Here is a 25,036-nt window from a genome sequence, read left to right as displayed (position 1 = left end):
CCTGCCCTTCCGAATTGTTTTTTACCCCTATAAATGAGCATCATAGAAAAGAATTTTCGAGCCTTATTCTTAAAGGAGCAAGATCTCCTCCTTAATTTTTATCGATGGAAAAAATCACAAATATGCGGAATAAAATATAAGTATCCGACAGCGAACACAGACCATCTCGACATAAAATCGAAGTATTAAATCAAATTAGGAAGGGTCAACATAGCCCTCAAATACGATCAATTTATTATTTTTGTAGTTCAACCGATATCAATCTTTTGTCAACCCTGAATTTCCTGCAATAATAGAAGCTTTGACAAGCTTTGATACAAAAAATATTCTTTAAAAAACCTAGATTGTTTTTCACGGGCCTAGCCTTGTTCTAACAATCGTCATGAATAAACCCGAACACGTCTGCAACGTGGCAAGCAGCTATTTTGGGACAGCCTGCGACTAAAGTCCATGTCAACAAGCTGCCCCCTTACTTAACTTCAAATCAATGATGCATATTTTATCGAAAAAACCTATCGGACAAATCGTTGCCGAGGATTTTCGCACGGTCAAAATCTTCAAAAAGCACGGAATCAATTTTTATTTTTTAGGAAATAGAACGATTCCCCAAGTCGCCGAAGAACATCAACTGGATGCCCAACTCCTGCTAGAGGAAGTAGAAGCCATTCAAAGTCTCGAAAGCGAGGAAAACATCGACTTTGTATCTTGGCCTTTAGACCTGCTGGTCGATTATATTGAAAAAAAACATCACCGCTACATAAAGAAAAACGCACCGATCGTCAAGGCGCAGTTAGAAGAACTGGCCGAAACAAATGGCGAAAGACATCCTGAACTCATAGCCCTTTCCGAACAGTTCAATGATTCCGTTATAAAATTTACGAGCCAAATGGAGAATGAAGAACTCTTTCTTTTTCCGTCTGTCCGTAAAATGGTAAAGGCCGAACACTCAAGGGTAAAATTGACCAAGAGTCAATTCGGGAGCCTGAAAAACCCTGTTTTAAAGATGAAGAACGCCCACAAGACCGAAAGCGAGCGTTTCAGTCATATTGTGGAGCTAACCAACAACTATGCCCTACCCGATGATGGCCGCGATGCCTACCAAACCGCCTTTACGGCGCTTCAAGAATTCGTGAACGACCTGTTGGTACATATCCATTTAGAGAACAACATCCTTTTCCCCAAAATCAAGACCTTGGAAAAAGAACTGAAACATGAGCTATAAGGCCGATGGCAAAGCATCAAAAAACATGGGGGAAGCATCGGAAGCAACAACGGACTTTTGCGTTTCGGGGGCTATGCTTATGACCTATGTAAAAAACATAGAGACCCTACTCAAGCCCCTTACCACGGAAAACCCGGAGAAGGCCCCTCCCCCCTTTGACCTTGGCCCTAAAATTGTCCCAAACATGGAAAGGGCATTAGGACTGAGCTTTCTTCCCGAAAAAGACGAACACGGAAACGTGTGTATGGCCAATAATCCCGAAGTCCGAAACGAGTACAAAGACACCTTTGACCACAAAGACCTAATGGGCTACATCTACGCGATATGGCATTCACCCACCTATCAGAAAGCTCACAATACGGCCCTTAAAAACGATTCGTTTCGCATCCCCTATCCCAAAGATCCCAACTTTTTTTGGCAATTGGCAGGCCTTGGCTTAGCGCTCAGGGCATATCATAAGTTGCAAGCGCCCCTTATTGAAAAACACAAGGAAGACATAGCGCACATTTTAAAGCAAATCGCCCTCGCCACCACAAAAGCAAGTCCATAGAAAAGATTTACCTTAGAACACGCAAGGAAAATAACGGATCTGGACAGCAAAAAAGTTGCTAAGAAAGGAATACAAACCTAGATGAATCGAAGAAAAAATGGAAATACAAAACTGTACCAAGGAAGATACTTCAAAGATTTTCGAGCTCTATAAAGTCGCTACCGATTTTCAGAAAATCAAATTCCCCGAAAACCAATGGCCGGTTTTCGAGGAAGCCTTGATACGTGGCGAGATTACCGAGAACAGACAGTTTAAATTACTGATCGACGATCAAATCGCCTGTGTTTGGGCGATAACCTTCAGCGATCCCAATATTTGGGAAGAAGATGACAACCCTGTTTCCATATATATCCATAGAATTGCCACGAATCCCGATTTTAGGGGCAACAACTTTGTAAAAATCATTGTGGATTGGGCCATAGGATTTGCTAAAGGGCAAGACAGACAATTCATCAGAATGGATACCTGCGGCAATAACCAAAGGTTGATCGATCACTATACGCGCTGCGGCTTTGATTTTTTGGGAATAAAAAAGCTAAAAAACACCGAGGGCCTACCGACGCACTATCACGGAGCGGATGTATGCCTGTTCGAGATAAGACTTGATGAAGCCTAAGCCCTTAAAAGCATATGCCCCCAACCTTCTAGAGGTCGGGGGCATTTCTTTAATCTACACACCTTAAAATTTGGGTTATTTTGGTGTGGTATGTTGTCGAATTCAGGACAATGCGTCCCTATAAAATTCTACTCCGCTTTTTCAAGGAAATAAAGACCTACTCAATCCAATAGAAAATGTGAGTACTTATCATGTTATTTTTCCGCACGAAATAAGATATCATCCCGACTATTTGGCGTCAGTCTTGTAGGTAATATGAATCGCCATTCCATTATTGCCAGCTATCTTTCTTTGGATAGAAGAGGTACTGTTGACCTCCAATCGCTCTATACCTACCTTGGTTTCGGTATCGACCGAAGGGTCATCGAAATAGACCGTAGCGATATAGGCCGTATCATCGTCAAGAAAATCCAAGGGAAGGCTTACGTCTTTTGCAGACTGACCGTTTATTGTTCCTATGAACCAGTCATTCTTACTTTTTCTGGCTATAGTACCCAATTCCCCTACTTCTGAGTGAAGCACTTTGATATCGTCCCAAACGGTCGGTACGTTATCAAAAAACTCCAGTTCGGGCACTTCCTTAATAATGGATTTTGCCCCCCCTGCACCACCACTATCCAAAGTTGCGGTTTCCGGTCGGTCATACCAATACAGCCACAACAAGGGGCTATATAAGCAAACGGTTTTTGCCAATTGTGACGCATGGGAACCCATTTTTTCGGTAACCCTTGGTGCAAAATAACAGACGGTATTGTCCCCCGCCCCGGCAATCATACGGGTAAACATGGTCATTAGGGTCTGTTCGTTCGACGGACTTTCTTCATCTCCCCGAATCCCTTCCATGGTCATAAGGTTAGGATACGTTCTCGAATACCCTACCGGACGGTAGTCATCGTGAATACTCAATACCATTTCGTGATCCGCAGCCTTTCGAACGGCCTCGTGCATCCAATTGGTCCAGTATTGGTCACCGGTTCTCACGAAACCGTATTTTATACCCTTAATGCCCCAACTGCGATATAGGGGAAGAATATCATCCAGTTGTTTTTCCAATTGGTTACGGTTGACATATACCATAATATCTACACCCTGTTCTTTGCCATAGCGAATGACTTCCGGCATATCAAGCGGTCCTGTTGACCTTTCTGGATCGACGGTAACGGTCGAAGCATCTGCTTCTTTTGTAAATTCATTGCCATACCATCCGGCACTTTCTATCACATATTGGATATTGTGTTTTACCGCAAAATCGATATAGGCCTTTCCCCCTTCGGTAGTCAAGGTAAGGTCCCTGATCACCTTGCCCGGTTTCATCCAGGAGGTATCGGCAATTTTATTGGGTTCGTTCAAGTTCAAAACCAAATAATTGTTCTCTAAGATTTCTCCCGCAGTCTTACCTGCCATTACAAAACGCCATGGGGAAACAAAAGGATGGTCAAAAGTCACTTCTCCCTCAATATCGGCTTGAAGCGTATGGCTTCCATAAGAATTGAGTTTCATTCGCGAGTAGTTGATTTGTGCCGCTTCGCCAATGGCCACGTACAAGGAGTCCGATAGGTTGATCAACAGAGGACGTTCCATACACTCCTTAATTTCGTCAACAGGAGTTTTTTCGATCACGCCTTGGGAAACTCGGGTGGTATAAGCTATAGCTCCCTGCTTTACCGAAAACTCCGTGAGTTCCTTTTCAATAGTGACCTTTTCCTTATTTTCAGGAAATTCATATCGAAGGGCGATGCCTTCATCATAGGCACGAAAGCGGAGGTTGTAAAGGGGTTCTCCAGAATCCGTCGTTATTTTGACCAAGGCTTCCGAGTACTTTTCAGGATATTCGGTTTTAGTTCCATAGGGAGGTTTCCAAATAGCATTATGCATTTTGGTTTCGACCAAAGTCGCTTTCAAGCCTTCCGTTGGCAGACCATCTATACCCAAACCTAACTTAGATGCTTCAATAATGCCAGTTCCCTTATAATCTACATGGTAAATGGCTTCGGATTTTTCATTGAGGTTGAAAACCAATGTATAGTTTCCATCAGGACTCTCTACCTTGATTTCGGAATTGGAGCACGAAATGAAGGTCAGGGTTAAAATCAATAAAAGGGGACGAAGTAGTTTTTTGGTGTTCATAGTAAGATAATATTTGTTTTGCTGTTAGATGAGTTTGGTGTTCGTAAATCAAATAGGGGTCAGGGTTAATTCACTTGGTTATTTTCAACCGCCAAATTTGATTTTATAAATTTTAATGCGAGCGTAATCTGATTCTCTACCGTCTTAGGGCTGACTTCCATGTCTTGTGCAATTTCCTTTACCGAAAGACCATCGAACCGACTCTTGGTAAAAGTTTCCCTTCTTCGTTCCGGAATTTGGGCAACAAGCCCCATGAGGCTCTCCATTAAAAAAGTATAATCGACCAGGTTCAATGTAGAGTAATCGATACTTTCCCGGTCTGCTTCGGAGTTGATATAGTTTTTCCGGGCCGTTCGTTTTATAAATGTCTTTTTAATCAGGTTGAAAGCTATGGTAAAGATGTAGGACTTAAAGGAGCATTCCGGCTTGAGGTCGGCTTTCTTTTTCCATATTTTGACAAAAACATCTTGAACCAAACCTTCCGCTTCCACGTGCGATTTTAAATATCCAAATGCAAAGTGATAGAGTCTGCCCCTATATTTTTCATATAGAGCCTCGTAAGCTTTTATATCCCCCGTTTTCAAATTCCCTACCAGAACTTTATCCTTTTCTTCCATCATATTTTATTTTTGCTTTGTACAGACACTCTTACCTACAGCCTACACTATTGCCCACTTCCTTCTAGCACAAGTGTAAAACCTCCATTTTTCTTTAAGGCCACCTTAAGGTTTCCTTTTTCCGTCAACTGCCTTTTTTCGAGTTTCAATTTGTCTTCATCAAGAACATCTTGATATACAATGACCTCTTTAGGGCCTGAAACTATTTCAGAAAGGTCTATGGAAAATTCCCGTTTCCCCACGGCGCTTATTCCGCCTACATACCAATCATCTCCCTTTCTTCGTGCCATAACACAGTACTCCCCAGGGTAGCCCGCCAACAATTTCGTTTCGTCCCAAGCCGCGGGTAAATTCTCTAGAAACTTCCTTCCCGGTGAGTCAAGATAGGCCTCAGGGATATCGCACATGCCTTGCCAACCTGATTCAAAAACTACCGAAAGTGCCAATTCATGGGCCATTGTAGTCGTTCTTAAAGGGGTTGAAAATGCCACTGGGGTATAATCCATACTCCCCAGTACGTTTCTCGTAAACGGTAAGGTAGCGTTGTGGTAGGGGGTTAATCCCTTGGCCCCATTGATACTTAGGTAGTATTCAGAACCTTTTACGGCCTCATAACTCATAATGTGGGGATAGGTACGGGCAAAACCTCTTGGCGCTTGGGCTCCGTGAAAACTTAGCATGAGCTTATATCTTGCCGCATCCTTGATGATCTCTTCCAAGATTCTTCTTGCCCTTTGTGAATAATCATTGATAAAATCGACTTTACACCCGACAATACCCAACTGATTGTACCTTCCGAAAATATCCTTTCTTTTTTCCGGGGTATCTAAATTTTTAAATTCATCCCACCCATAGCACTTCACACCTTTGGCGAGACCATAATCTACTACATCTTTTACCCAAGGGGTCGTTTTCCAGTCGTCAATGGCATGGGCCGGAGAATTGATAAGGGGAACATCGAATTCTATATAACCCCACCCCATTGTAGCCGAAAGGTCGATGTACTTTTTTAAGGTTTCCGGAGAGCTATTGGCGAGATTGTCTCCCCACCAGGGAAATGAAGTGACTCCCGCTTCGACCCATGAAATATCGGGGATAGCCGATGGTCGGGCCAAATGGTCCACCATAGAATTTTGGGCGATGGCACTAAGTTCCTTGCCCATCATCAATATGCGCCAAGGCGATTTAAAATTTGCCCCGACTACATTTTCACCTTTCTTACCTCCCGGATATATCAGGTTCAATTGATCGTTGTTGAACATGGCTCCTGCCAAGGGAAAATTGGAGACATCCGATTCGGAGGCCAGCATCCAATTCCCTAAATTTGATTCTACCAAAACAGGGAAGGACAAGGCTTTGTTCTGTACGGTTTGGGTGCCCGTTTTCTTTTCAAAAATATTCTCGTCCCCAGACTGGTAATCGATAGACCATAATGCTTTCAAGCCTTTAAAATTGAAGGCGGACATTTCTTTGGTTACGCTTGTTTCCTTTTGGTTTTCCAGTTCATATCGAAATGAAATGCCTTCGTTAAAAACCCTGAATACGACCGTAAAGGTTTCGTTCTTGGTATTTTTAAAGGTGTATCGCGATTCAGTACAGTAGTTATGCCTTTCTTTCTGTTTACCCGTTACCATCACATAGCGCTCATCAATACGCTTACGCTCATGTTGAACAAACTCTAGTTGATCGGAAAAACGATGTTCATTATCGGCCATGATAATTCCTAGGGGCGAGGCCTCCAAAACCGTATTGTCGAACAGTCGGGCGGAAAAGCGCAATGCCCCACTCCCCTCGTCAAGTTTCAAGAAAACTTCAATGTTCCCATCAGGGGAAAAAGATTTCGGTATATCCGTTTTTTTCACTGCTCCACACCCACCGATAACCAGTAGCGCAAAGAGGAAAGTGCCCATTAAAAGAAATCTAGTATTCATAACAATCGTTGTTTTTTTAATTTTATATGTGCCTTTGCCTTAAAGTGCTCAGGTATCTTGCATTAGTGCGGACCTTCCCCCGTCCATTAGGTATGTGGTTCCGTTCATGAATTTTCCGTATTCACTACATAAGAAAGCGCAAAAGGCACCGACTTCATCGGGCGTTCCGATCCTTCCGCTAGGATGAAAGGCATTGGTTCTCTCGCGTTCTGCCCCTGGGTCGGGAAAAGAGTCGAACCAGGTTTGTGTTCCCGCAGTCTCTATAAATCCCGGAGCTACACCCACTGCCCTTATCTTTGGGCCCCATTCAATGGCCAAGGACTGTACCAGCCCCCTTAATGCCGTTTTGGTGGTGTTGTATGGAAAACACCCCGGTATGGTGGAAAAGGCATGGTTTGAGGTGATAATAACTATGGTTCCATTATCGCTCTTGCTCAAATGGGGTTCACATAATTGGCTTATTTTCCAATGCGATCTCAAATTCAGGTTCAGGTTTTTATCAAAATCCCCATCGCTACATTCCTTACTGCCCTGAAAGGAATTCGCCCCTGCATTGGATATCAAAAAATCGATTTTCCCAAATTTATCTACGGTACGATCCACTAGGTTTTTTAGGTCATCATCGTTGGTGACATCGGTTTGGGTGTACAGGGTATCCCTTCCGTATTCGGCCCCTTTGCCGTGGAAGTTTTGCACATCGGTATGGGATTCTTCCCTTCTTCCACAACCTGAGACGACACTGCCGGCCTGGGAAAATATAGCGGCTATTCCAGCCCCTATACCACTTGTCACCCCTGTGACCAGTACTACCTTATTCTTTAAGTCTATGTTCAGCATATCGATATATAATTAATTGTTAGGGCCCATTGATTCATTAAAAAAGAAGACCTCCGGACCTCCGACAGGAAGGTCTATGGTAAAAAGGCTCCCACTTAATGGGTATTCGGCCAACTGTGCTTCGGTAAGCCCTTCCCTTGCCGTCGTGATATAAAGCTTGTTCAAATCCGCTCCCCCAAAAGCACATGATGTTACATGTGGGGCCGGCACCCCTATCTTTTGGATAAGCTCCCCTGTATCAGGCTTCCATCGGGATACCGCACTTCCGCCCCACAGCGCGATCCATAACATTCCCTCATTATCAATGGTCATTCCATCGGGAAAACCAAATTCTTCAGGTATGTCGATCACTTTTATCGGATTGGATATAGCTCCTGTTTCCACATCGTAGGAATAAGCGACCACTTTTCTTGTCGGCGAGTCTATATAGTACATGGTCTTATGATCCAAGCTCCAAGTAATACCGTTTGACACCGTATTATGGTCGGCTCTTTTTACATGGCCCATACCTGCCTCGATACTGTATAAAGCCCCCGTTGCGTTTAGGCCTTGGCGACACATGCTTCCTAGCCAAAAGCGGCCCTTTGGATCACACTTGCCGTCGTTAAACCTATTATCGGGTTTGTCTTTTTCGAGTTCTAAAACGGAGGAAAAACCGCCTGTCTCGGTATCCAGTTCCACTACGCCATTTTCTAAGGCTACCAGCAATCCTCCTGAACGAATGGGCGCAATAGTGCCCACATATTCGGGAAGCTTAAAAATCTGGTTGCTTCCGGTCTTTGGATCGGTAGCATGTATTTCCTTGCCATAGATATCCACCCAATAGACTTTATTCTCCTTGGGATGCCAAAAAACACCTTCACCCAGTGTTGCTGTAGTATTTAGAACCGTTTCGACCATATATGCTTAGTATTTTTATTAAATGTAATACCCTTCCTTGTGTTTTCGTATTCCTGGGTGTTTTTCCATTTCGCTCTCAATGAGGTCCACCCCTAATCCCGGTCTATCCGAAAGTACCAGTTTACCCTCTTGAATATTCAGGGGGTGGCTCAACACCTCATCCCTCCAAGGCACATCGTTGAAAATAAACTCTTGGCGGAAGAAATTGGGAATAGAAGCACAAACATGTGAACTCGCCAATGTAGACAAAGGTCCATTAGGGTTGTGCGGGGCCACCAAAACATTGTAGGCTTCCGCCATTGTAGCCATACGTTTCATTTCACTAGGCCCACCGCACCTCGTTATATCGGGCATGATAATATCGGCCACATAGCTCTCGAGAACATCGCGTATTCCATAGCGCGTATAGTGCCTTTCCCCAACACAGATAGAAACCTTAGGGTCGATGCGCTCCCTAAAGGCCCTAAGGGTCTTCGTACTTTCCGGTCCTGCCGGCTCTTCAAACCAAGCGATATCCAAGGCGGCAAATCGTTCGGCCATGGCTACGGCCACCTTAAAATTCAACATGGCGTGCGTTTCGATCATCATGTCCATATCCGGACCGATGGCCTCACGTACGGCCTTACTGATATTAAAGGCCAGGTCTTGTTGTGTTTTGGTAAGGGAAAGCTCCGTAGCAAGGTCATCCCCGTAAAAATAATTGGTGTGCGCAAAGGGATCAAATTTCAATCCGCTAAAGCCGGCCTCCTTTACTTGTTTGGCTTGTTGCACATAATCTTCGGTATTATGCCCCCCTCCTATGAACCAATAATTGGCGTATAGGGGAATTTCAGTTCGGTACTGCCCACCTAACAGGTCGTACATAGGAACCCCTAACACCTTGGCCTTAAGGTCCAAAAGGGCCATATCAATGCCACTTATCGCACACATACTGGCGCCATAAGGTCCGACCCAATTTAAATCACGATAAAGTTTTGTCCATATAAAATCGGTACGCATAGGATCCAATCCTATAATTCGCTCCCCAAGTTCGCGGGTAGCGGCTTCTACAATCTGGCTACCGGGCCAGTTTGTTGATTCGCCAACACCGGTATGGCCAGTATCGGTATATATTTTTAACAGTGTCCAGTTATACTTTACCCCTTCTACCAGCCAAACTTTTACTTCGGTTATTTTCATTATACTATATTCGAATTATTTATTTCGTTTCTACTATTTAAAGGATTACATGATGCCATATGTATTCCAGGCATCTACGGCGCTCATCCCCTCCTGTACCGCTTTCAATACTTTTCGTTCGCCCCTTGCTTTTTCAAAGGCCCGTTCAAAAACTTCCTTTTCATGAGCTTTGGGCACGATACATACCCCATCTACATCGCCTACCACGATATCTCCGGGTTCGATTCGCACCCCTTCAATTTCTATAGGCACCCGAAAATCGATTACCCTGCCCCTAGGCCCTTGGTCTTGCGCATAATTTCCATAGGAAAAAATAGGCATGTCGAGATCCAGCATTCCATGGGTATCCCTTGAATAGCCATTGACCACGGCACCGGCGGCACCGAGTTTTTGGGCGCGCGTCATCATAATTTCCCCGATCAAGGCATAGTGATCAGAGGCTCCCGTACATATATAGACCTCATCTTTTTTAAGGTCGTCCAAAGCTTCGAGCATTAGCCCAAAAGGTTTTTTTAGAATAGGATTGTTCGTAAAAGTCGGGGTTTCCTCAAAAGTATCGGCTTCAAGCACGGTCATGGCCCTTCCGATTAACAACATGTCAGGTTTAAGCGGCTGTATTCGAGCCGGCAAAAACTGATGGTACAGTTTCATCTTATCCATAGCATCGCCAACTACGGCCGTAAATAATTCTTTTCGCGCCGCTGCGAACAATTCTTCGTCCGTCAGATCAAGTACATTCATATACTCTTTATTTTAAAATAGGTTAGAAACTCAAAGCTAATGTACAGGAGCACTCCACACCTGCACATTATTCACATTAAAATACACTATATTTACATTTTAATAAAAAATGAAGTCAAATTATGACAATATAAACAATTATGAAGGCCATTTCACAGAAAATCACATTATCCTCTAATAAGGCTTTTGAAATTCGAAAGGATGAATTGCCCCATTTTTACAATTCATGGCACTTTCACAGTGAAATTGAACTCACCCTAATATTAAAAAGTAAGGGAAGGCGGTTTATCGGTGATCATATTGATCAGTTCTTGCCCGGCGACTTGGTTTTAATAGGGCCTAACCTACCCCACCTTTGGCAGAACGAAGCCCCCTATTACGAGAATACTTCGGGCAACCACGTTTCGGCAATAATCATCCATTTTGAACCTGAACTCTGGGGAAGCCGGTTCTTGACCCTCGAAGGCCTAAAAGCTATAGACGACCTGCTGAAAAAGGCAAAATACGGGATTCGCATAGATGGTCCCGCCCGAATTGAAATCGGTGCCAAAATCGAGAAGTTGACCCATGTTCAAGGTTTTGAAAAGCTGATGTTGTTCTTTGAGGTGTTGAACGATATTGCAACGAATACCGACCACCAGGTCTTGGCGACTTCCGGTTTTGTCAAATCGTTCAATAAAGGAAACGACGAGAGACTGGATAAGGTATATGAGTACGTTATGGAACATTTGACCGAAAAAATAGACTTGGACAAGGCGGCAGAACTCTTGAACCTTTCCAAGAGTGCATTCTGTAGATTCTTTAAGAAGAAGACCCGAAAAACATTTTCCCAATTTGTCAAGGAAGCGAGAATCGGATATGCCTGTAAGCTTTTACAAAGCAATGACTTGTCGACCAGTCAAATCTGCTATGAATGTGGATTTGACAGTTTCACCTATTTTAGTCGCTCGTTTAAAACCATCACAGGAAAAACCCCTACCCTTTACAGAAAGCAATACAATTTTAATTCGGATTAAATCGATACACCCTTTACTTATATGGCATTGGCCATTGATTCAAAGTATGGTTTATTTTATGTCTTTCCTAAGCTTTGATAGTGATATCAAATTGTAATTCCCAGACCTCACTAGGCTCCAGATATCGGGATCCTACTTGATTGTTAAATGCGTTAGGAATACAAGTACAGGGTTCTAGGGCTATACAGTTCCGATTTGGAGGAATATATACTTGCATATACGGATATCCCTTTGTACTAATTTCTACCTCCCTGCCGTTTATTGAATTTATCAATTTTACTTTTGAGGCCTTCCCTTTTTCCAAAGCAAAACAATGATTTAGTTCAGTAGATCCAATAGGCTTCAAATCGGAAGCGATAAAGGTATCTACCAATTCACCTGTAGGGATCAAATCATGATCAATGACATAATATCCCTGTTGCTCCATTTCCAAGCTATAGACATCCGCTTTTTCAGGCGCCATAAAATAAGGGTGCCACCCATGCCCCACCGGTGCCGTATCACTACCTAAGTTTTCAATTACCGTGTAGATTGAAAGCGTATTACCGGAAAGGCGATAGGTATTGGACAACAACAGATCAAAAGGGTAGCCCCCATGATCGTGTTGATATCGGTATTCCAATTTTACCCGACCATGACTTGCCGCTATATCGACAACCTTGAACGGGCGATTATAAATTAAACCGTGAAGGGCATTTTTATAGGGATGATCATTGAGTGGCAATGAAAATTCTTCACCGTCAAAAGTATAATTCCCTCCTTTGATCCTGTTGGGGTAAGGAAACAGCTGTGCCCCGGCATAGCTATTTACGGTAAACTCTTGAAATTCCTTTTCAGTACGCGCCCCCAAGAGTACTTCCTCGCCCTTACAGACAAAAGAATTAAGGCTCCCCCCATAATCGGGTATGACCGAAAATGAATTTTCCGTTTCACTATCGATGCATTCCAAAATAGTATGACCATCGATTTGGGTTCTTCTTATATCGTTTTTTCTATGCGCCACCTTGGTTCAATTATGATGTGCCCTTTTTTGTATAATCTCCTCTTTTTTATGTAGGGAAACAAACCAAACCTTCAAAAATCGGTAACACTTTCCCTGTCATTTCAGTATATAGTCCTCCCCTCGAATAACTACTTATAAGGCGCTTCCCTTTATGTTCTTAAGCATCAAATATTTTTTCAATCTCTTCCAAGGATTTATTCTTTGTTTCGGGAATCCAATACTTCACAAAAAGAAAACACAAAACACAAATACCACTAAACAACCAAAAAGTACCGTACGAACCCATTGATACATTTAATATTGGGAAACTATACGTTAACAAGAAGCAGGCCACCCATAGCCCCGTGGTGGTCAATGACATAGCTGCCCCTCGTATTCGGTTCGGGAAAATCTCCGATATCAGCACCCAAAAAACCGGGGCCAACGTCAAGGCGTAAATAGCGATTGCAATGACTACCAAGACCACTAAGGCAAATCCTTTTAATGCAAAAAAGTAGAATAATCCAATACAGACATATGAAAGTCCCAGCCCAACGGATCCCAACAACCACAGATTACGTCTTCCCCATCGGTCAATTACCTGCATGGCCAAAAGGGTAAAGACCAAATTCACGACACCGGTTAGAATAATATTAAAAAGGGCATCGCTTACCCCATATCCCGCACTGGTAAAAATCTCTTCCGCATAATTAAAGATGACGTTGATTCCGCACCATTGTTGCAAAAAGGCCAATACAACCCCGGTAATCACAAGTTTTTTATTTTTCCCTTTGAACAATTGCGATAAACTCACTTTATTTTCGGCTCCTACAAGGTTATCGTTTATCTCCGATTGGGTCTGTCGCGCATAATCGTCGCCTCCTATGCTCGATAGTATTTTTAAGGAAAGTTCATTTTGTGAATTTTTCGATAGCCATCTAGGGCTTTCAGGAATGGCAAAAATCAAGATAAAGAACAGTCCCGCAGGTACCAATTCCGCCCAAAACATCCATCGCCATCCCATCTGACCGTTCCAAGAATCCAGTATTTGAGCGTTTGAAGCATTTGCCACTACAGGTTCGGCAATTCCAAAATTAATAACCTGAGCGGCCAAAATACCGACTACAATCGCCAGTTGATTGAGAGACACCAATCTTCCCCTATAAATTGAGGGGGACACTTCCGCAATGTACATTGGCGAAATGGTAGATGCCAGTCCGATACCCAGGCCTCCTAAAATTCGAAATAGGATAAAGATATTAAAATCATCAAACCAACCTGTACCAAAAGCGGAAACCACAAACAAAAAAGCGGCCAGCCCCAATGGTTTCTTTCGACCGAAACGCTCGGTTATTTTACCTGCGAAGGCGGCCCCAACAATACATCCGATCAGGGCACTGCTCATGGCCCATCCTTGTAAGGAAGGAAGGTCGGCGATTTCAAAAAACCGTTCGTAAAATGGTTTGGCCCCACCTATAACCACCCAGTCATAACCAAAAAGAAGGCCTCCCATTGCCGAAGTAATCGATATAAAAAAGATATATCTAAAATTGAATTTGTGCTGCATGCTCTGTTTTAAAAATGTTAACTGTTTCTATTTGAAGGCTTGCCTAACTTTCTCGGTCAGTGCTTCAACCGCCTTATCGCAAATCTTGTTTCCATTTTCAATATCGGCGAGACTCGGTTTTCCGTTAATACCGCCCGAATCTGGATCCAACTCATATCGGGAAGCTATTTTATACCACGGTTTATTTACCTCAAAATCACGTACGGCTTCCATTTTTGACGGTGTACCAACGGCCATGGCTACCTCTGTTTCCCCCTTATCCGCATGGTGAATGCCCGTTATGCCACAATCGCTCCACCAGTTCCAACAGACGCCTTTAAAATCTGGATGTGCTTCCCATATTTTAAAGAAAGCCAATTCGCAGGCCGTTTTATTGGCCCCATGCCCCGTTATAAAAACGATTTTCTTAAATCCGGTTTTATAGAAACGCTGTATCAGATCTTGAACTATGGCCATAAAGGTCTCGACGGTCACCCCAAGCGTACCGGGGTAATCGCGCATTTCATCCGCAAAACCATAGTTTACGCAAGGTGCGAGAATCGCTCCCGTGTTTTCGGCGACTTTCCTGCTAAAATAATTGGCGGTATCGATATCGACACTCGTAGCCAAGTGTGGCCCATGGGCCTCCACTAAACCTAAGGGTACTATAACCGGTATAGCCCTATCTAGTTTCCCAATCTCTTCCGATGTCAATTTTAGCCACTCTTTCATTTGCTCGCTTATATAGATTACTGTTTTAAAGCCACTTTCTGTTTACTCGATAATCGAGATTAAATACTCCAAGACTTGCTTCGAAATCAAGGTGTATTCCTTTTAATACCGCTCGGGCTTGCCCCGAGATAGTTTACTATGGTTCCAAGGTTTTCCTTCTATTTGAAAAAAAGACATATATAGATTATATCCTAAAAAGAGGTCTAGCCCCTAACAGGATGCTCATAACCCTGCCGATTTAGTCCTTTGCGGAAAGTTTTTCCCTTAGCATGGCCGCGGCGCCATAGACTCCCGCATACTCTTTTATGGTAGATATCTCAATAGGGACGCCTTGATTTTTCGGATAGCGAAATACGCGTTTATTTACTTTTTCCTGGACATCGTCTAGAAAAAGGTCCGCCGCCAAGGTAGCCCCACCGCTCAATATGATCTTTTGGGGACCGTAGGCATGGGTAGCATTAACAAGCAATACCGCCAGGTATTCCTTCCACATCTCTAATTCTCTAAGACACAATGCGTCACCATTTCTACAGGCCTCAGCTATTTCTTTAAAACCTATTTGGAAAGGGTTTTTAAAATAACTCTCGGACAAGACCGAGGGGAGGCCTCTTTGAATTGCCGTCTTCACTTGATTTACCAAGGCGGTAGCCGAGCACAAGGTTTCTCCCGTACCATAATTTCCGGTCAGGCAAAATTGCTTATTACTGGCGTCCATCACCAGATGCCCCATTTGAATACCGAAATTAAAATGCGGGTCAACCAAAATCTGTCCATTGATGATAACCCCAGAACCAATGCCGGTACCCAAGGTAATGACCACTGCCCAATCGACATCTTTGGCATTTCCGTAATATTTGGCCGCATAAGCTGCCAAACGGCCATCGTTCTCAGCAAGAACGGGGAGGTCAAAGGCCTCCCTCAGCATAGGCACTATAGGAAATCCCTCGAGTCCTTCAAACTTTCCCGGCAACAAAACTACTCCCATATGGGGGTCTACCGGACCTGTAAGTCCCAGTCCAATTCCGATACAGACACCATCTTCTTCGGATTTGGGCAAGCGATCTTTTATCAATTCCTTTACCACTTCGAGCATAGCATCGGCTCCCAAATGCGCATTGGAGTTTACTTCTTCAGAACGATATAGTTTCCCTTCCGAATCGACAATTCCCGCCTTTATTCGGGTACCGCCAACATCTATTGCTATTGTGTAGTCTTTCATTCGCATAATTTTGCTCCTTATTGGGGAGCATCTACCAAGGCGCCTTGTTTTTTCAAGATTGCCCGTAATTCATCCGTATCGATATCGATGGGAGCACACCCTTTTTGCAATGCCATTGACGAAGCCACACCTGCGGCCTCCCCCATTACCATGCATTGCCCCATAGATCGCACACTGCTTTGTGCCACGTGGTTAGCCGAAAAACAGCGGCCGGCCACCAAAATATTGCTACTTTCCAAAGGAACCAAGGTACGATATGGAATTCCCACTGTTTCCCCATTGGGAATATATTGCCAGCGAACGCCCTCACCATCGTGATGGTCTTCCATTGGTGCACCGCAGAGTCCGATTTGGTCTTTGAACTTACGGGCCCCTAAGACGTCTTCTGCCGTCAGTCTATAATGCCCGTGTACCCTGCGGGTTTCACGAACCCCTATCTGAACCCCGAAAGTGGAGAGTTCCGACTTTTCATAGCCTGGAACATATTCCTTTAAAAACCGAATATACTCCAAAGCCTGCAATCGTCCTTCCATTTCGGCATCGGACCATAATTTCGGGTCAGCAGCATTGATAACACTTCCATTGACGTCTTTTTTGTAGGACGACAAGCGGGTCATGATGGTTGCCGTCATATGATCTACCGGGGTAATATGGTCACTACCTTCTTTTCGTGGTAAGTTAAACCGCCCCGTAGCCGCAGCTTTTTCCATTAAAGTATTGATTTCCGCCTTGGATATCGTTTTTCGTTTGACCAAATCGACATTCACCATTTTAAACGTGGTAGTCAAGGTCTGTGCCGGATCGATAGCCCCCGCCAATTCGTAAGGGATGCCGGCCTGATGACAAATATCCGCATCACCGGAAGCATCGATCAGTTGTTTACATTTAATATATTGGAGTCCGCTTTTTGTAGCCACCACCAAACCGACTACCTTGTCGCCGTCGGTTACCGTATCTTGTACCCAAGCGTTCAACAGGATTTCGACCCCAGCGTTTTTGGCCAGTTGTTCCCATACCACTTTGAGATATTCGGGATGGTAGGTAACCCCGGTACCCGCCCCGAAAGAATTCGGGCGTTCCAAATAGGCATTGTAGCCCGCCAAACCTTTTACAACATCGTCGGCAATACCACCCACTACTTTTGTTGAACGGTTACCAGGGGTGTAATACCCATAAAACGTATCCAAAACGGCGGTGCTGGTGCCTCCTAAAAAGCCCAAACGTTCCAATAGTAATACTTTCACCCCTCTTCTACCTGCCGCTATGGCTGCAGGACAACCTGCCGAGCCCGAGCCTACCACAATTAGGTCGTAACTATCGGATATAGGCAATGATCTGTTGTATATTTGCATAATTTTACCTCTCTTAATTTTGATTAGGAAATACTCCAGCCTGCATCGACCTTTAGTACTTCCCCTGTAATAGATTTACTTTGATTGCTTAGCAGGAATATAGCTGAGGAAGCCACGTCTTTGGCATCCATAACCCCTCCTTCAAGGGGCTGTTTCTCTTTCATAAAGGCCGTAATGGCCTCATCTTGGGTGGCCCTGGCACTCATTCGCGTCAATGCCAGTCCGGGTGCGATCGTATTTACGCGAATCTTGTTCAGTGCATACTTTGATGCCATAGAGGTACTCATACTGATTATAGCCCCTTTAGCGGCGGCATACCCTATCGTACTGAAAAATTTCGGTTCGGGAGATAGCCCTAAAATGCTCGACATATTGAGAATACTGCCCCGCAAGCCATCATTATCAGGGTCTTGATCCAACATTTGCCGTACCACTTCGCGACACATTCTATATTGGGTGGTTACATTGGTCGTCATGGTAATGTTCCATCCTTCTTCCGTACACTCGTGTACCGGACCATCACCAAAACGTCGGCCACTTATTCCCGCGACATTGAAAAGTCCGTCTATACGACCGTATTTTTCAATGCAGGCCTTTACCAAGGCGGGGGCTACCTCTGGATCGACCAAATCGCCAACGATATAATCGGCATCAAGGCCCTCTTTTCTTAGTTGATCTTGAAAGTCTTGGCAGCGCTCGGCATCACGACCAATGTAAAACACCTTTGCCCCCTGTGTAAGGGCCATCTTAATGGTTTCCGCCGCAATACCGGAAGAGCCTGTTATAATAAAAATCTTGTCTTTCATTTCTTGGATCATTGTGCCATTTATGCACAGGGCATACAGGTTTTCTGAAATGGCCGGGCCACCAGGCCTTATTGAATCGGTTGCACGCGGTTAGGGTTATGGCTGGCAAGGGCATATCGCTTTCTTTGATCATCCAGCCATTCGTCATAATTATCAGTGGTATCGGCGATATGCATGTTCCGTAACACATAGTGTTTTACCCCTCTCTTATCCAGCTCCTTAATAGTCAATTCATTTAGGCTTTGTGTTACCGAAATGGCGCCTACCGTAGACAGGGGGCATACATTATATCGCCCCGTATTACCTTGAAACTCTACCGACAGGTCACCATTGGGCATAGAATTATCAATAAAATAGCCATTAGGGTTCTCTTCCAGAATATGGATCAGGTTCTTTCCCCCGCTATGGCGTGGCGGAATCTTGGCCGATTGGGTCGCGCTGGCAATACCTATAATTTTTAGACCAGGGTATTGCTTACTAAACTCGGCGGCCATGTCAACCGCGGCAGGGGTCGTGCCCGTAGCGGTAATCACTACAAGTACATCTTTAGGGCCGAAGTGGATTTCCTTTAAAAGTATCTTTCCTATGCCCTCTACTTTTTCGTAAAACTGGTCTACCCGTATACCGTTGGCCCCGGTAACGTCATTAAAAGTGGTGATGGCATCGGACAATATGGGCTTAAAGCCGGTAAGTGCCCCCATACGTATGACCGTCTCCTCTACCGATTGACGGGAGTGCCCGTTAGCATATAAATGCACCAAACCTCCACTTTCTATAGCGTCGGCGTAAAATCCGGCTACTTGTTTTAATAGTTTTTCTTGTTTTTTTAGACCTTCCTTCACTATATCTAGTTGATCTGGAAATGTTAGGCTCATAGTATGTTTATTCGGTTAATAAGTTTCGTAATATTTCGGTGTCTACCGTTTTATTGATCTGTCTGGAACGGTAAACGTAAGAATCGGCGGCAGCAATGATGCAAGACGCCTCATAAGGCGTATCGTCTTGCAGATACGATGTTCTTTCGATAACCAAAACGATGGGCGATTTTAGTTTTAAGATATTGATCTCATAAGCGGTAGCCTCCCTTGCATATACTTCCTCATCGGCCGAAACACCGATAAGTCCGTAATTCTCTTCCAAATAGGTATAGATCGATTCCTCTAGTTTTATTTCTTCGTTAAACCCCGGCACCAAGTGCATGGGCATTTCATTGTACATTAAACAAATAGGCCTACTATCGATCAATCGGAGCCGTTCTACATAAATGGTTTTCTGACGGGCCTTTAGACCCAGAGCCGCCGAAACTTTATGGCTCGGCGCCCTTTTTTCTATTTTCGTCCAAGCCGTACTCGGTACTTTCCCCTGACCGATTATAGAGTCCGTCCAACTTGATACGCCCACATGGCTATCGACAATTTGGGGCTTCTTGACCGTTGTGCCCTTTCCTGCCTTAGATTCTACATAGCCCATAGCTTCCAATTCCTTAATGGCCCTTTTGACCGTAATCAAACTAGTCTCCGTTTCTTTGGCGATTTCAGATTGGGTGGGCAGTAGATCCCCTGGATTGAATTCCTTCTCTATCTTCTTTAAAAGGTAGTCGTAAACCTTATGGTATAGTGGTATTTTATTCTTCAAATTCCTGAATTAAAATGTGTTTTTATCAAAATACCGGAATTTACGTTAAAAAATATAATAATATAATCTACCATGCCCTTCAATGTCTCTGTATACACTAGCAACTTAATTCTGCCGCTTCGATTTGGGCCAACTTGACCTTCGGCTTGGCCTTGTACCGTTTAGACACCACATCGATATCCCAATGCGCCTTGATAAATTTTAAGGCCGCCGTTATTTGGTTCTCTACGGTTTTGGGACTAACGTTCATCTCCTTGGCGATTTCTTTTACGGGAAGACCATTGAACCGACTCTGGATAAAGGTTTCCCTTCTCCGTTCCGGCATTTCGCCCACTAGGTTATTCAACCATTCCATCATAAAATTATATTCGATTTGATGCTCCGTAGAAAAATCAAACCCATGTATAATTTCCTTTGAATCAATATACTTACGCAAACGCTTCCTCTTATTGAAGACCTTTTTTACCAAATTAAAGGCAATTGTAAAAATGTAAGACTTAAAGGAGCATTCCAATTTTAACGATTCGCGCTTCTCCCAAACCTTTACAAAAACGTCTTGTACCACACCCTCTGCCTCGATTGGCGATTTTATATACCCCAAGGCGAAATAATAAAGTTTGTCGCCGTAAAGCTCAAAGAGCTTGGCATAAGACAGGGCACACCCCAACTTTACCTTCCCTACCAATAAGCGATCCGGAGCATCTGTAGGTACAGCCTCTAATTGTTCTGTCGGAAGGGATCGGGTTGCTGGCATTGCTTTTATTTTTATTCCCTCAAATATTATAATAATATATTATTTGTGCAAATAAAAAATAACCTTTTATTAAAAATAAAGCTCATAATATGTTAAAATATCAAGATTATCCCTCAAAAAATATGTAATTACAAAAACGAGGTAACCACAGCCTATCAAAAAGTAGCCGTGATCTTACCTAAGAGTAGTTGTCTGAAACTTGTATTCGGTCCGGCCAAAACCCAAACGTCGTTCAACGAGGTCGCGGATATAGGGCCTTATTCTAAAGTTCCGGCCATGCGAATATGGTCGTTTGACCTATTCGTCGTTCCAATGGCGGACTATGATTTCCTGTAAATGGGGATATTTATCATCTTCTTCATTCAGTTCTTTCCTCGTGCTTTTCAGCTCAGCTTTCATTTGTTTAATGATGTCTTGATATTTCGGATTTCCGTACGCGTTGACCAGTTCTCCGGGATCGTTTTTCAAATCGTAGAATTCCCAGGCAGCGGGAGTAGGTTCCACCTTATTGGAATGCTCCTCATCGTTCCAATACATAGAAAGACTTCCTTCTTTTTCTAGGTTATGGTATCGTCCATAGAAAAAGATCAATTTGTAATTTTCACTCCGTAATCCAAAATGTGCGGGTATGTCGTGGTGGATCATCTGCATCCAATAGCGGTAATAGGTTGCCTTACGCCAGTCATCGGGTCGCTCTCCTTCCATAATGGGTTTTAGGCTTTTCCCTTGCATATAAACGGGAGCCCTTCCCCCGGCCAGTTCAATCAGGGTAGGTGCAAAATCGGTGTTGTTGATCAGATAACTCGTTCGTGAACCTGCCTTTATCTTTTCTGGATATCTCACGATAAACGGCATATGTATCGATTCTTCATACATCCAACGCTTATCCTCAAAGTCGTGTTCGCCCAGCATCATGCCTTGATCCGAGGTATAAACGATAATGGTATTTTCCCAAAGTCCTTCTTTTTTTAAATCCTCAAAAAAACGGCCTAAATTATCATCTACCCCTTTGACACAGCGCAGGTAGCGTTTTAAATATTCTTGGTAGGCGGCACTTGTTCGCTCTTTTTCCGTAGGCAAATTCCCTGTCTTATATATATCCACATAATTTCGGTTCGGGTGGCGACTCGAAATTGAAGAACCGATCACGTGCAGTAAACTATCATTTTTACCACGTGTGGCCTCAGAGCCCCAATGAGGTTGATCGTAGAGGCTTTGGGGCTCAGGTATTTTTATGTCTTCAAGATACGAAGCATACTTGGGGTTAAACTCAAACATATCATGCGGTGCCTTAAAGTGATACATTAGGAAAAACGGTTTTTCGGGATTCTTACGATTATGCACCCAATTCAAAGCTTGGTCCGTGACCACATCAGAACTATGTCCTTTGTATTGCACCGTATTATCGGGCCACTTTCCTTTATCTTTAGCCCTAAACTCAGGATCAAAATATGTACCCTGCAGGGGAAAGACCTTGTAATAATCAAAGGCCTTTGGTTCTTGGTGCAAGTGCCATTTTCCGATCATGGCCGTTTCATAGCCCAGTTTTTTGATTTCTTGGGGGAGGTATTGTTTATTGGCATCCAATTCGTTCCACAGATCGAGAACACCGTTGGTCTGACTATACTGCCCCGTAATGATCGAGGCTCGACTTGGCGTACAGATACTATTGGTCACAAAGCAATTTTCAAAAACCATACCCTCCTTTGCCAAAGCATCTAGGTTTGGCGTAGCCCCCAGATCGGCCAAACGACCTCCGTATATTCCCGTTGCCCCGGCAGCATGGTCATCGGTCATAATAAAAATGATATTGGGTTTCTTTTTATCTTGGGCAATGGAAAGCTGAACCATGAATAAGCTACAGATTACCCCTATACCCTTGAGCGTTAAAACGGAATTACGTATAAATTTCACCATATTTTAGATTTCCCTTTTTTATATTTCAATCTTGATCATAGCACAGCCCCGTTTGATGGGAGTTTTGATTTTCAGTTCCCCCGCTTCTACACTTGTCTCTAGCACTGTTGGCTGTTCATCTCCAGGATAATAGGCTACCACCTTTAATCCTTCTTTCACCAAGTCTTCTTTTCGCACGGTCACCTCAACAGCTTCCCCGTCGCCCGCATACATCACCGGAATGCTATACCCACCATTGGTCTTGAACAGATTTACCTTTGCTTCTCCCTTGGTAATAGCGATCACATGTGGCTCGAACACCCATTTCTTTCCCCGCATTTGATCGAACAAGGGGCCATAATCTAAATACACCTTATCGGCCAGATCCGAAGGTCGCATGGAATGGTCATTCCCCGGAAACGGCGCCATGGGAAAAACGCCCATGTAAATGAATTTTTGAATTACCTGATCGGGATCGGGAAGCAATTGCTTGTCGGTACTCATCCAACCCAAGGTTGGTTTTTGGTTGCCCAAAAAGGCAATGGCATTCAAGGCGGAACCGGAATAGGTGAACTCGTCAAAAATACCATCTACATATTTCAGCTGTTCAATACGTTTTACATGGTTGTTCACATAGATAACCTTATCGGCGTCGTGAAATATGGGATGGAGCTTTTCCATAATGCCCATCCACGACATAAACAAAGACCCTACGGGTTGTTCTCCCATCCAACTTACGCCATCATCGGTGCTATGGTTATAAAAGCGGGTCCAATCCATTCGGTCAATGCAAATTCCGAAGGAATCGGGTATTCCCTCGACCGTACGCTCGGCCTGTCCGACCAGAAAATTTTGATAGCTCTCAACACCGGGATCTAGGGCTATTGCCTTTTCCCAAGTAAAAAAAGGATCTCCGGGCTTTACGCTATATATGCCTTTATCTAAAACGGCCTTCTGTTGTTTAGGGGCAAAAAGTATAGCATCGGCCAAGTTTTCGTAGAGGTAGTCATTTGCATCTCGCCAAAGCGGGGTATCTTTTGTCCGAGTGGATTTTGGCCGTGGATATTCGATTTGCGTACCGAACTCCGTTACATTGAAATAGCTCAGCACATAAAAACCGGCATCCTTCATCTTTTTGGCGTAGTTCTGCATAATAGGCATTGAAGTGGTTTTTCGGGCCACTTTACCCCTATTGCGAAAACGGACGAAGCTTGACCATTCGGCCGTTTCGTCGACCGGAGGGGCGAACATGCCCATATACGGAAAATCAAAGGAAGCCCTCCAATTTACCCGGAAAGCCATTTTCTTCATCTTTTCTACGTCAAATGAGACATCGCTATTGGAGTATGCGCCCGTACCTGCTATTTGATCCGCCAAGGGATTGACGGGCTGAAAATAATTTTCATAACGGTTTACCACCCAACCAAGACTACTACGCCAATCGGCTTGATGCGGTACAATATCCATGGCAAAGGTGAGTTCCTTTCCTTGTCCTATCCTATGGTTGTACCTTGAAAAAGTGACTTCTCCAGCCTTAGTGGTCTGCACGTTAATATCCAGTAAAGTATCTTCTGGCGAAAGCACCAAGCTTAGTCCTATATCATCTTTTTCCTCCCAAAAGCTTACCATGGGAATGGTTATTACATCTCCTTGAAACGGACAATACAACAAACCTGGATTTTCATATTCATAGCGAGGGGCGCCATAATGCCAAAGTCCATCAGCCACATCTATAGGCTCCAATGGGTCGGCCCAACTCATTAAATCATCTAGGTCTCCTTCACCGATAATGGCATTGGCAATCTCCTTATTATCCGTTCCTCCGCCACTCAAATCGCCCCTTGGGTCGGCCCATGGGGCCCAAAATTTTACATTTTCGGAAGCTGGATAGTTCAAAATGGTTTGAATGGGTGTAGACCAATTTTCACCATCATCTTTGATCTGTATTTCCCAACGAATGCTATTTTCTGTTGCCTTAAAAGTTTCCGTAAGCTGAAATGTCTGTTTTGTGGTACTGTTCTCCACCGTTTTCAAGAATACGATCTCGTCATCCGATTTCTTTTCCAATCGAACATCGGTCACTACGCATCCTTTAAGCAAGGAATGCCCTGCAAGCGCTTTTTCAACCTGCCCTTTTTCAAATATCGCCTTGCTTATTTCCCCTTCTGCATTAAACCCCAATGTCAGTCCGGAAGTATGTAGCATCAATGCTTGGGGATTCTTATCTACACATGAAAACAATAGCATTATAAAAGTCATCAATGCGCATTTGTAAATTCCCCTTAGTACTGCATCTGATTTTCCCATAGTCTGTAAAACGTTTTTTTAGAGAAGGAATATTGCCCCCTATTATCGAAATCTACTTATGTTATAATCTT

22 protein-coding genes are annotated in these 25,036 nt (G+C 43.8%); 4 read left to right on the top strand and 18 right to left on the bottom strand.

Annotation, left to right across the window (positions count from 1 at the left end; translation table 11 throughout):
• The first annotated feature begins 487 nt into the window (after positions 1–487).
• The 3 genes from B4Q04_RS14975 to B4Q04_RS14965 all read left to right on the top strand — a co-directional run bounded on the left by B4Q04_RS14975 (position 488) and on the right by B4Q04_RS14965 (position 2,388).
• A complete protein-coding gene (locus B4Q04_RS14975; protein ID WP_236631029.1) occupies positions 488–1,222 on the top strand; it encodes a DUF542 domain-containing protein in 735 nt (244 codons plus the stop codon).
• On the top strand, positions 1,212–1,772 hold the full coding sequence (locus B4Q04_RS14970) for a type ISP restriction/modification enzyme (RefSeq protein WP_088697297.1): 561 nt from the start codon (positions 1,212–1,214) through the stop codon (positions 1,770–1,772). Before B4Q04_RS14975 ends, B4Q04_RS14970 begins: the two co-directional genes overlap by 11 nt.
• 97 nt (positions 1,773–1,869) lie before the next feature.
• Positions 1,870–2,388, top strand: a complete 519-nt coding sequence (locus tag B4Q04_RS14965; RefSeq protein ID WP_088697296.1) for a GNAT family N-acetyltransferase — start codon at positions 1,870–1,872, stop codon at positions 2,386–2,388.
• A 228-nt stretch (positions 2,389–2,616) separates the two neighbouring features.
• On the opposite strand, the gene B4Q04_RS14960 is transcribed toward B4Q04_RS14965, so the two are convergent.
• The 7 genes from B4Q04_RS14960 to B4Q04_RS14930 form a co-directional block, all read right to left on the bottom strand.
• Positions 2,617–4,515 (bottom strand): glycoside hydrolase family 97 protein, encoded by a 1,899-nt coding sequence (locus B4Q04_RS14960; protein ID WP_088697295.1) that lies wholly within the window; start codon positions 4,513–4,515, stop codon positions 2,617–2,619.
• 65 nt (positions 4,516–4,580) lie between these two features.
• A complete protein-coding gene (locus B4Q04_RS14955; RefSeq protein ID WP_088697294.1) occupies positions 4,581–5,135 on the bottom strand; it encodes an RNA polymerase sigma factor in 555 nt (184 codons plus the stop codon).
• A gap of 44 nt (positions 5,136–5,179) precedes the next feature.
• Positions 5,180–7,063 (bottom strand): glycoside hydrolase family 97 protein, encoded by a 1,884-nt coding sequence (locus B4Q04_RS14950; RefSeq protein ID WP_088697293.1) that lies wholly within the window; start codon positions 7,061–7,063, stop codon positions 5,180–5,182.
• A 48-nt stretch (positions 7,064–7,111) separates the two neighbouring features.
• On the bottom strand, positions 7,112–7,900 hold the full coding sequence (locus B4Q04_RS14945; protein WP_088697292.1) for an SDR family NAD(P)-dependent oxidoreductase: 789 nt from the start codon (positions 7,898–7,900) through the stop codon (positions 7,112–7,114).
• 12 nt (positions 7,901–7,912) lie between these two features.
• A complete protein-coding gene (locus B4Q04_RS14940; protein ID WP_088697291.1) occupies positions 7,913–8,800 on the bottom strand; it encodes an SMP-30/gluconolactonase/LRE family protein in 888 nt (295 codons plus the stop codon).
• 18 nt (positions 8,801–8,818) lie between these two features.
• Entirely contained in the window at positions 8,819–9,979 is a 1,161-nt protein-coding gene (locus B4Q04_RS14935; protein ID WP_013991705.1) for a mandelate racemase/muconate lactonizing enzyme family protein, read from the bottom strand.
• A 45-nt stretch (positions 9,980–10,024) separates the two neighbouring features.
• A complete protein-coding gene (locus B4Q04_RS14930) occupies positions 10,025–10,720 on the bottom strand; it encodes an RraA family protein (protein ID WP_013991706.1) in 696 nt (231 codons plus the stop codon).
• Positions 10,721–10,860: 140 nt separating this feature from the next.
• Between B4Q04_RS14930 and B4Q04_RS14925 the strand changes: the two genes are divergently transcribed.
• Positions 10,861–11,736, top strand: coding sequence for an AraC family transcriptional regulator (locus tag B4Q04_RS14925; RefSeq protein WP_013991707.1), 876 nt, complete (start codon positions 10,861–10,863; stop codon positions 11,734–11,736).
• Between the two features lie 67 nt (positions 11,737–11,803).
• Here B4Q04_RS14925 and B4Q04_RS14920 read toward each other — a convergent pair whose 3' ends face one another.
• The 11 genes from B4Q04_RS14920 to B4Q04_RS14870 all read right to left on the bottom strand — a co-directional run bounded on the left by B4Q04_RS14920 (position 11,804) and on the right by B4Q04_RS14870 (position 24,965).
• Positions 11,804–12,739, bottom strand: coding sequence for an aldose 1-epimerase (locus tag B4Q04_RS14920; RefSeq protein ID WP_088697290.1), 936 nt, complete (start codon positions 12,737–12,739; stop codon positions 11,804–11,806).
• 157 nt (positions 12,740–12,896) lie between these two features.
• Positions 12,897–14,285: a sugar porter family MFS transporter gene (locus tag B4Q04_RS14915; protein ID WP_088697289.1), complete on the bottom strand. Its 1,389-nt coding sequence runs from the start codon at positions 14,283–14,285 to the stop codon at positions 12,897–12,899.
• Between the two features lie 27 nt (positions 14,286–14,312).
• A complete protein-coding gene (locus B4Q04_RS14910; RefSeq protein WP_013991710.1) occupies positions 14,313–14,996 on the bottom strand; it encodes a creatininase family protein in 684 nt (227 codons plus the stop codon).
• Positions 14,997–15,234: 238 nt separating this feature from the next.
• Positions 15,235–16,215, bottom strand: coding sequence for an ROK family protein (locus B4Q04_RS14905; protein WP_161496080.1), 981 nt, complete (start codon positions 16,213–16,215; stop codon positions 15,235–15,237).
• A gap of 17 nt (positions 16,216–16,232) precedes the next feature.
• Positions 16,233–17,567 carry an FAD-dependent oxidoreductase gene (locus B4Q04_RS14900; protein WP_088697287.1) on the bottom strand — a complete coding sequence of 445 codons (1,335 nt, stop codon included), beginning with the start codon at positions 17,565–17,567 and terminating at the stop codon, positions 16,233–16,235.
• Positions 17,568–17,590: 23 nt separating this feature from the next.
• Positions 17,591–18,373 (bottom strand): SDR family NAD(P)-dependent oxidoreductase, encoded by a 783-nt coding sequence (locus B4Q04_RS14895; protein ID WP_161496079.1) that lies wholly within the window; start codon positions 18,371–18,373, stop codon positions 17,591–17,593.
• Between the two features lie 68 nt (positions 18,374–18,441).
• Positions 18,442–19,248 carry a sugar isomerase domain-containing protein gene (locus tag B4Q04_RS14890; RefSeq protein ID WP_013991714.1) on the bottom strand — a complete coding sequence of 269 codons (807 nt, stop codon included), beginning with the start codon at positions 19,246–19,248 and terminating at the stop codon, positions 18,442–18,444.
• A 7-nt stretch (positions 19,249–19,255) separates the two neighbouring features.
• Positions 19,256–20,008: a GntR family transcriptional regulator gene (locus B4Q04_RS14885; RefSeq protein ID WP_013991715.1), complete on the bottom strand. Its 753-nt coding sequence runs from the start codon at positions 20,006–20,008 to the stop codon at positions 19,256–19,258.
• 97 nt (positions 20,009–20,105) lie between these two features.
• On the bottom strand, positions 20,106–20,762 hold the full coding sequence (locus B4Q04_RS14880) for an RNA polymerase sigma-70 factor (RefSeq protein ID WP_013991717.1): 657 nt from the start codon (positions 20,760–20,762) through the stop codon (positions 20,106–20,108).
• Positions 20,763–21,059: 297 nt separating this feature from the next.
• Positions 21,060–22,679, bottom strand: coding sequence for a sulfatase (locus tag B4Q04_RS14875; protein WP_088697285.1), 1,620 nt, complete (start codon positions 22,677–22,679; stop codon positions 21,060–21,062).
• A gap of 18 nt (positions 22,680–22,697) precedes the next feature.
• Positions 22,698–24,965, bottom strand: coding sequence for a hypothetical protein (locus tag B4Q04_RS14870; RefSeq protein WP_123772386.1), 2,268 nt, complete (start codon positions 24,963–24,965; stop codon positions 22,698–22,700).
• Between the last annotated feature and the right edge of the window lie 71 nt (positions 24,966–25,036).

This window comes from Zobellia sp. OII3 (assembly GCF_002211465.1).
In the GTDB taxonomy this organism is placed as follows: Bacteria; Bacteroidota; Bacteroidia; order Flavobacteriales; family Flavobacteriaceae; genus Zobellia; species Zobellia galactanivorans.
The sequence above is the reverse complement of the archived record's forward strand: the minus strand, read 5'-3'. Positions and strand labels throughout refer to the sequence as shown.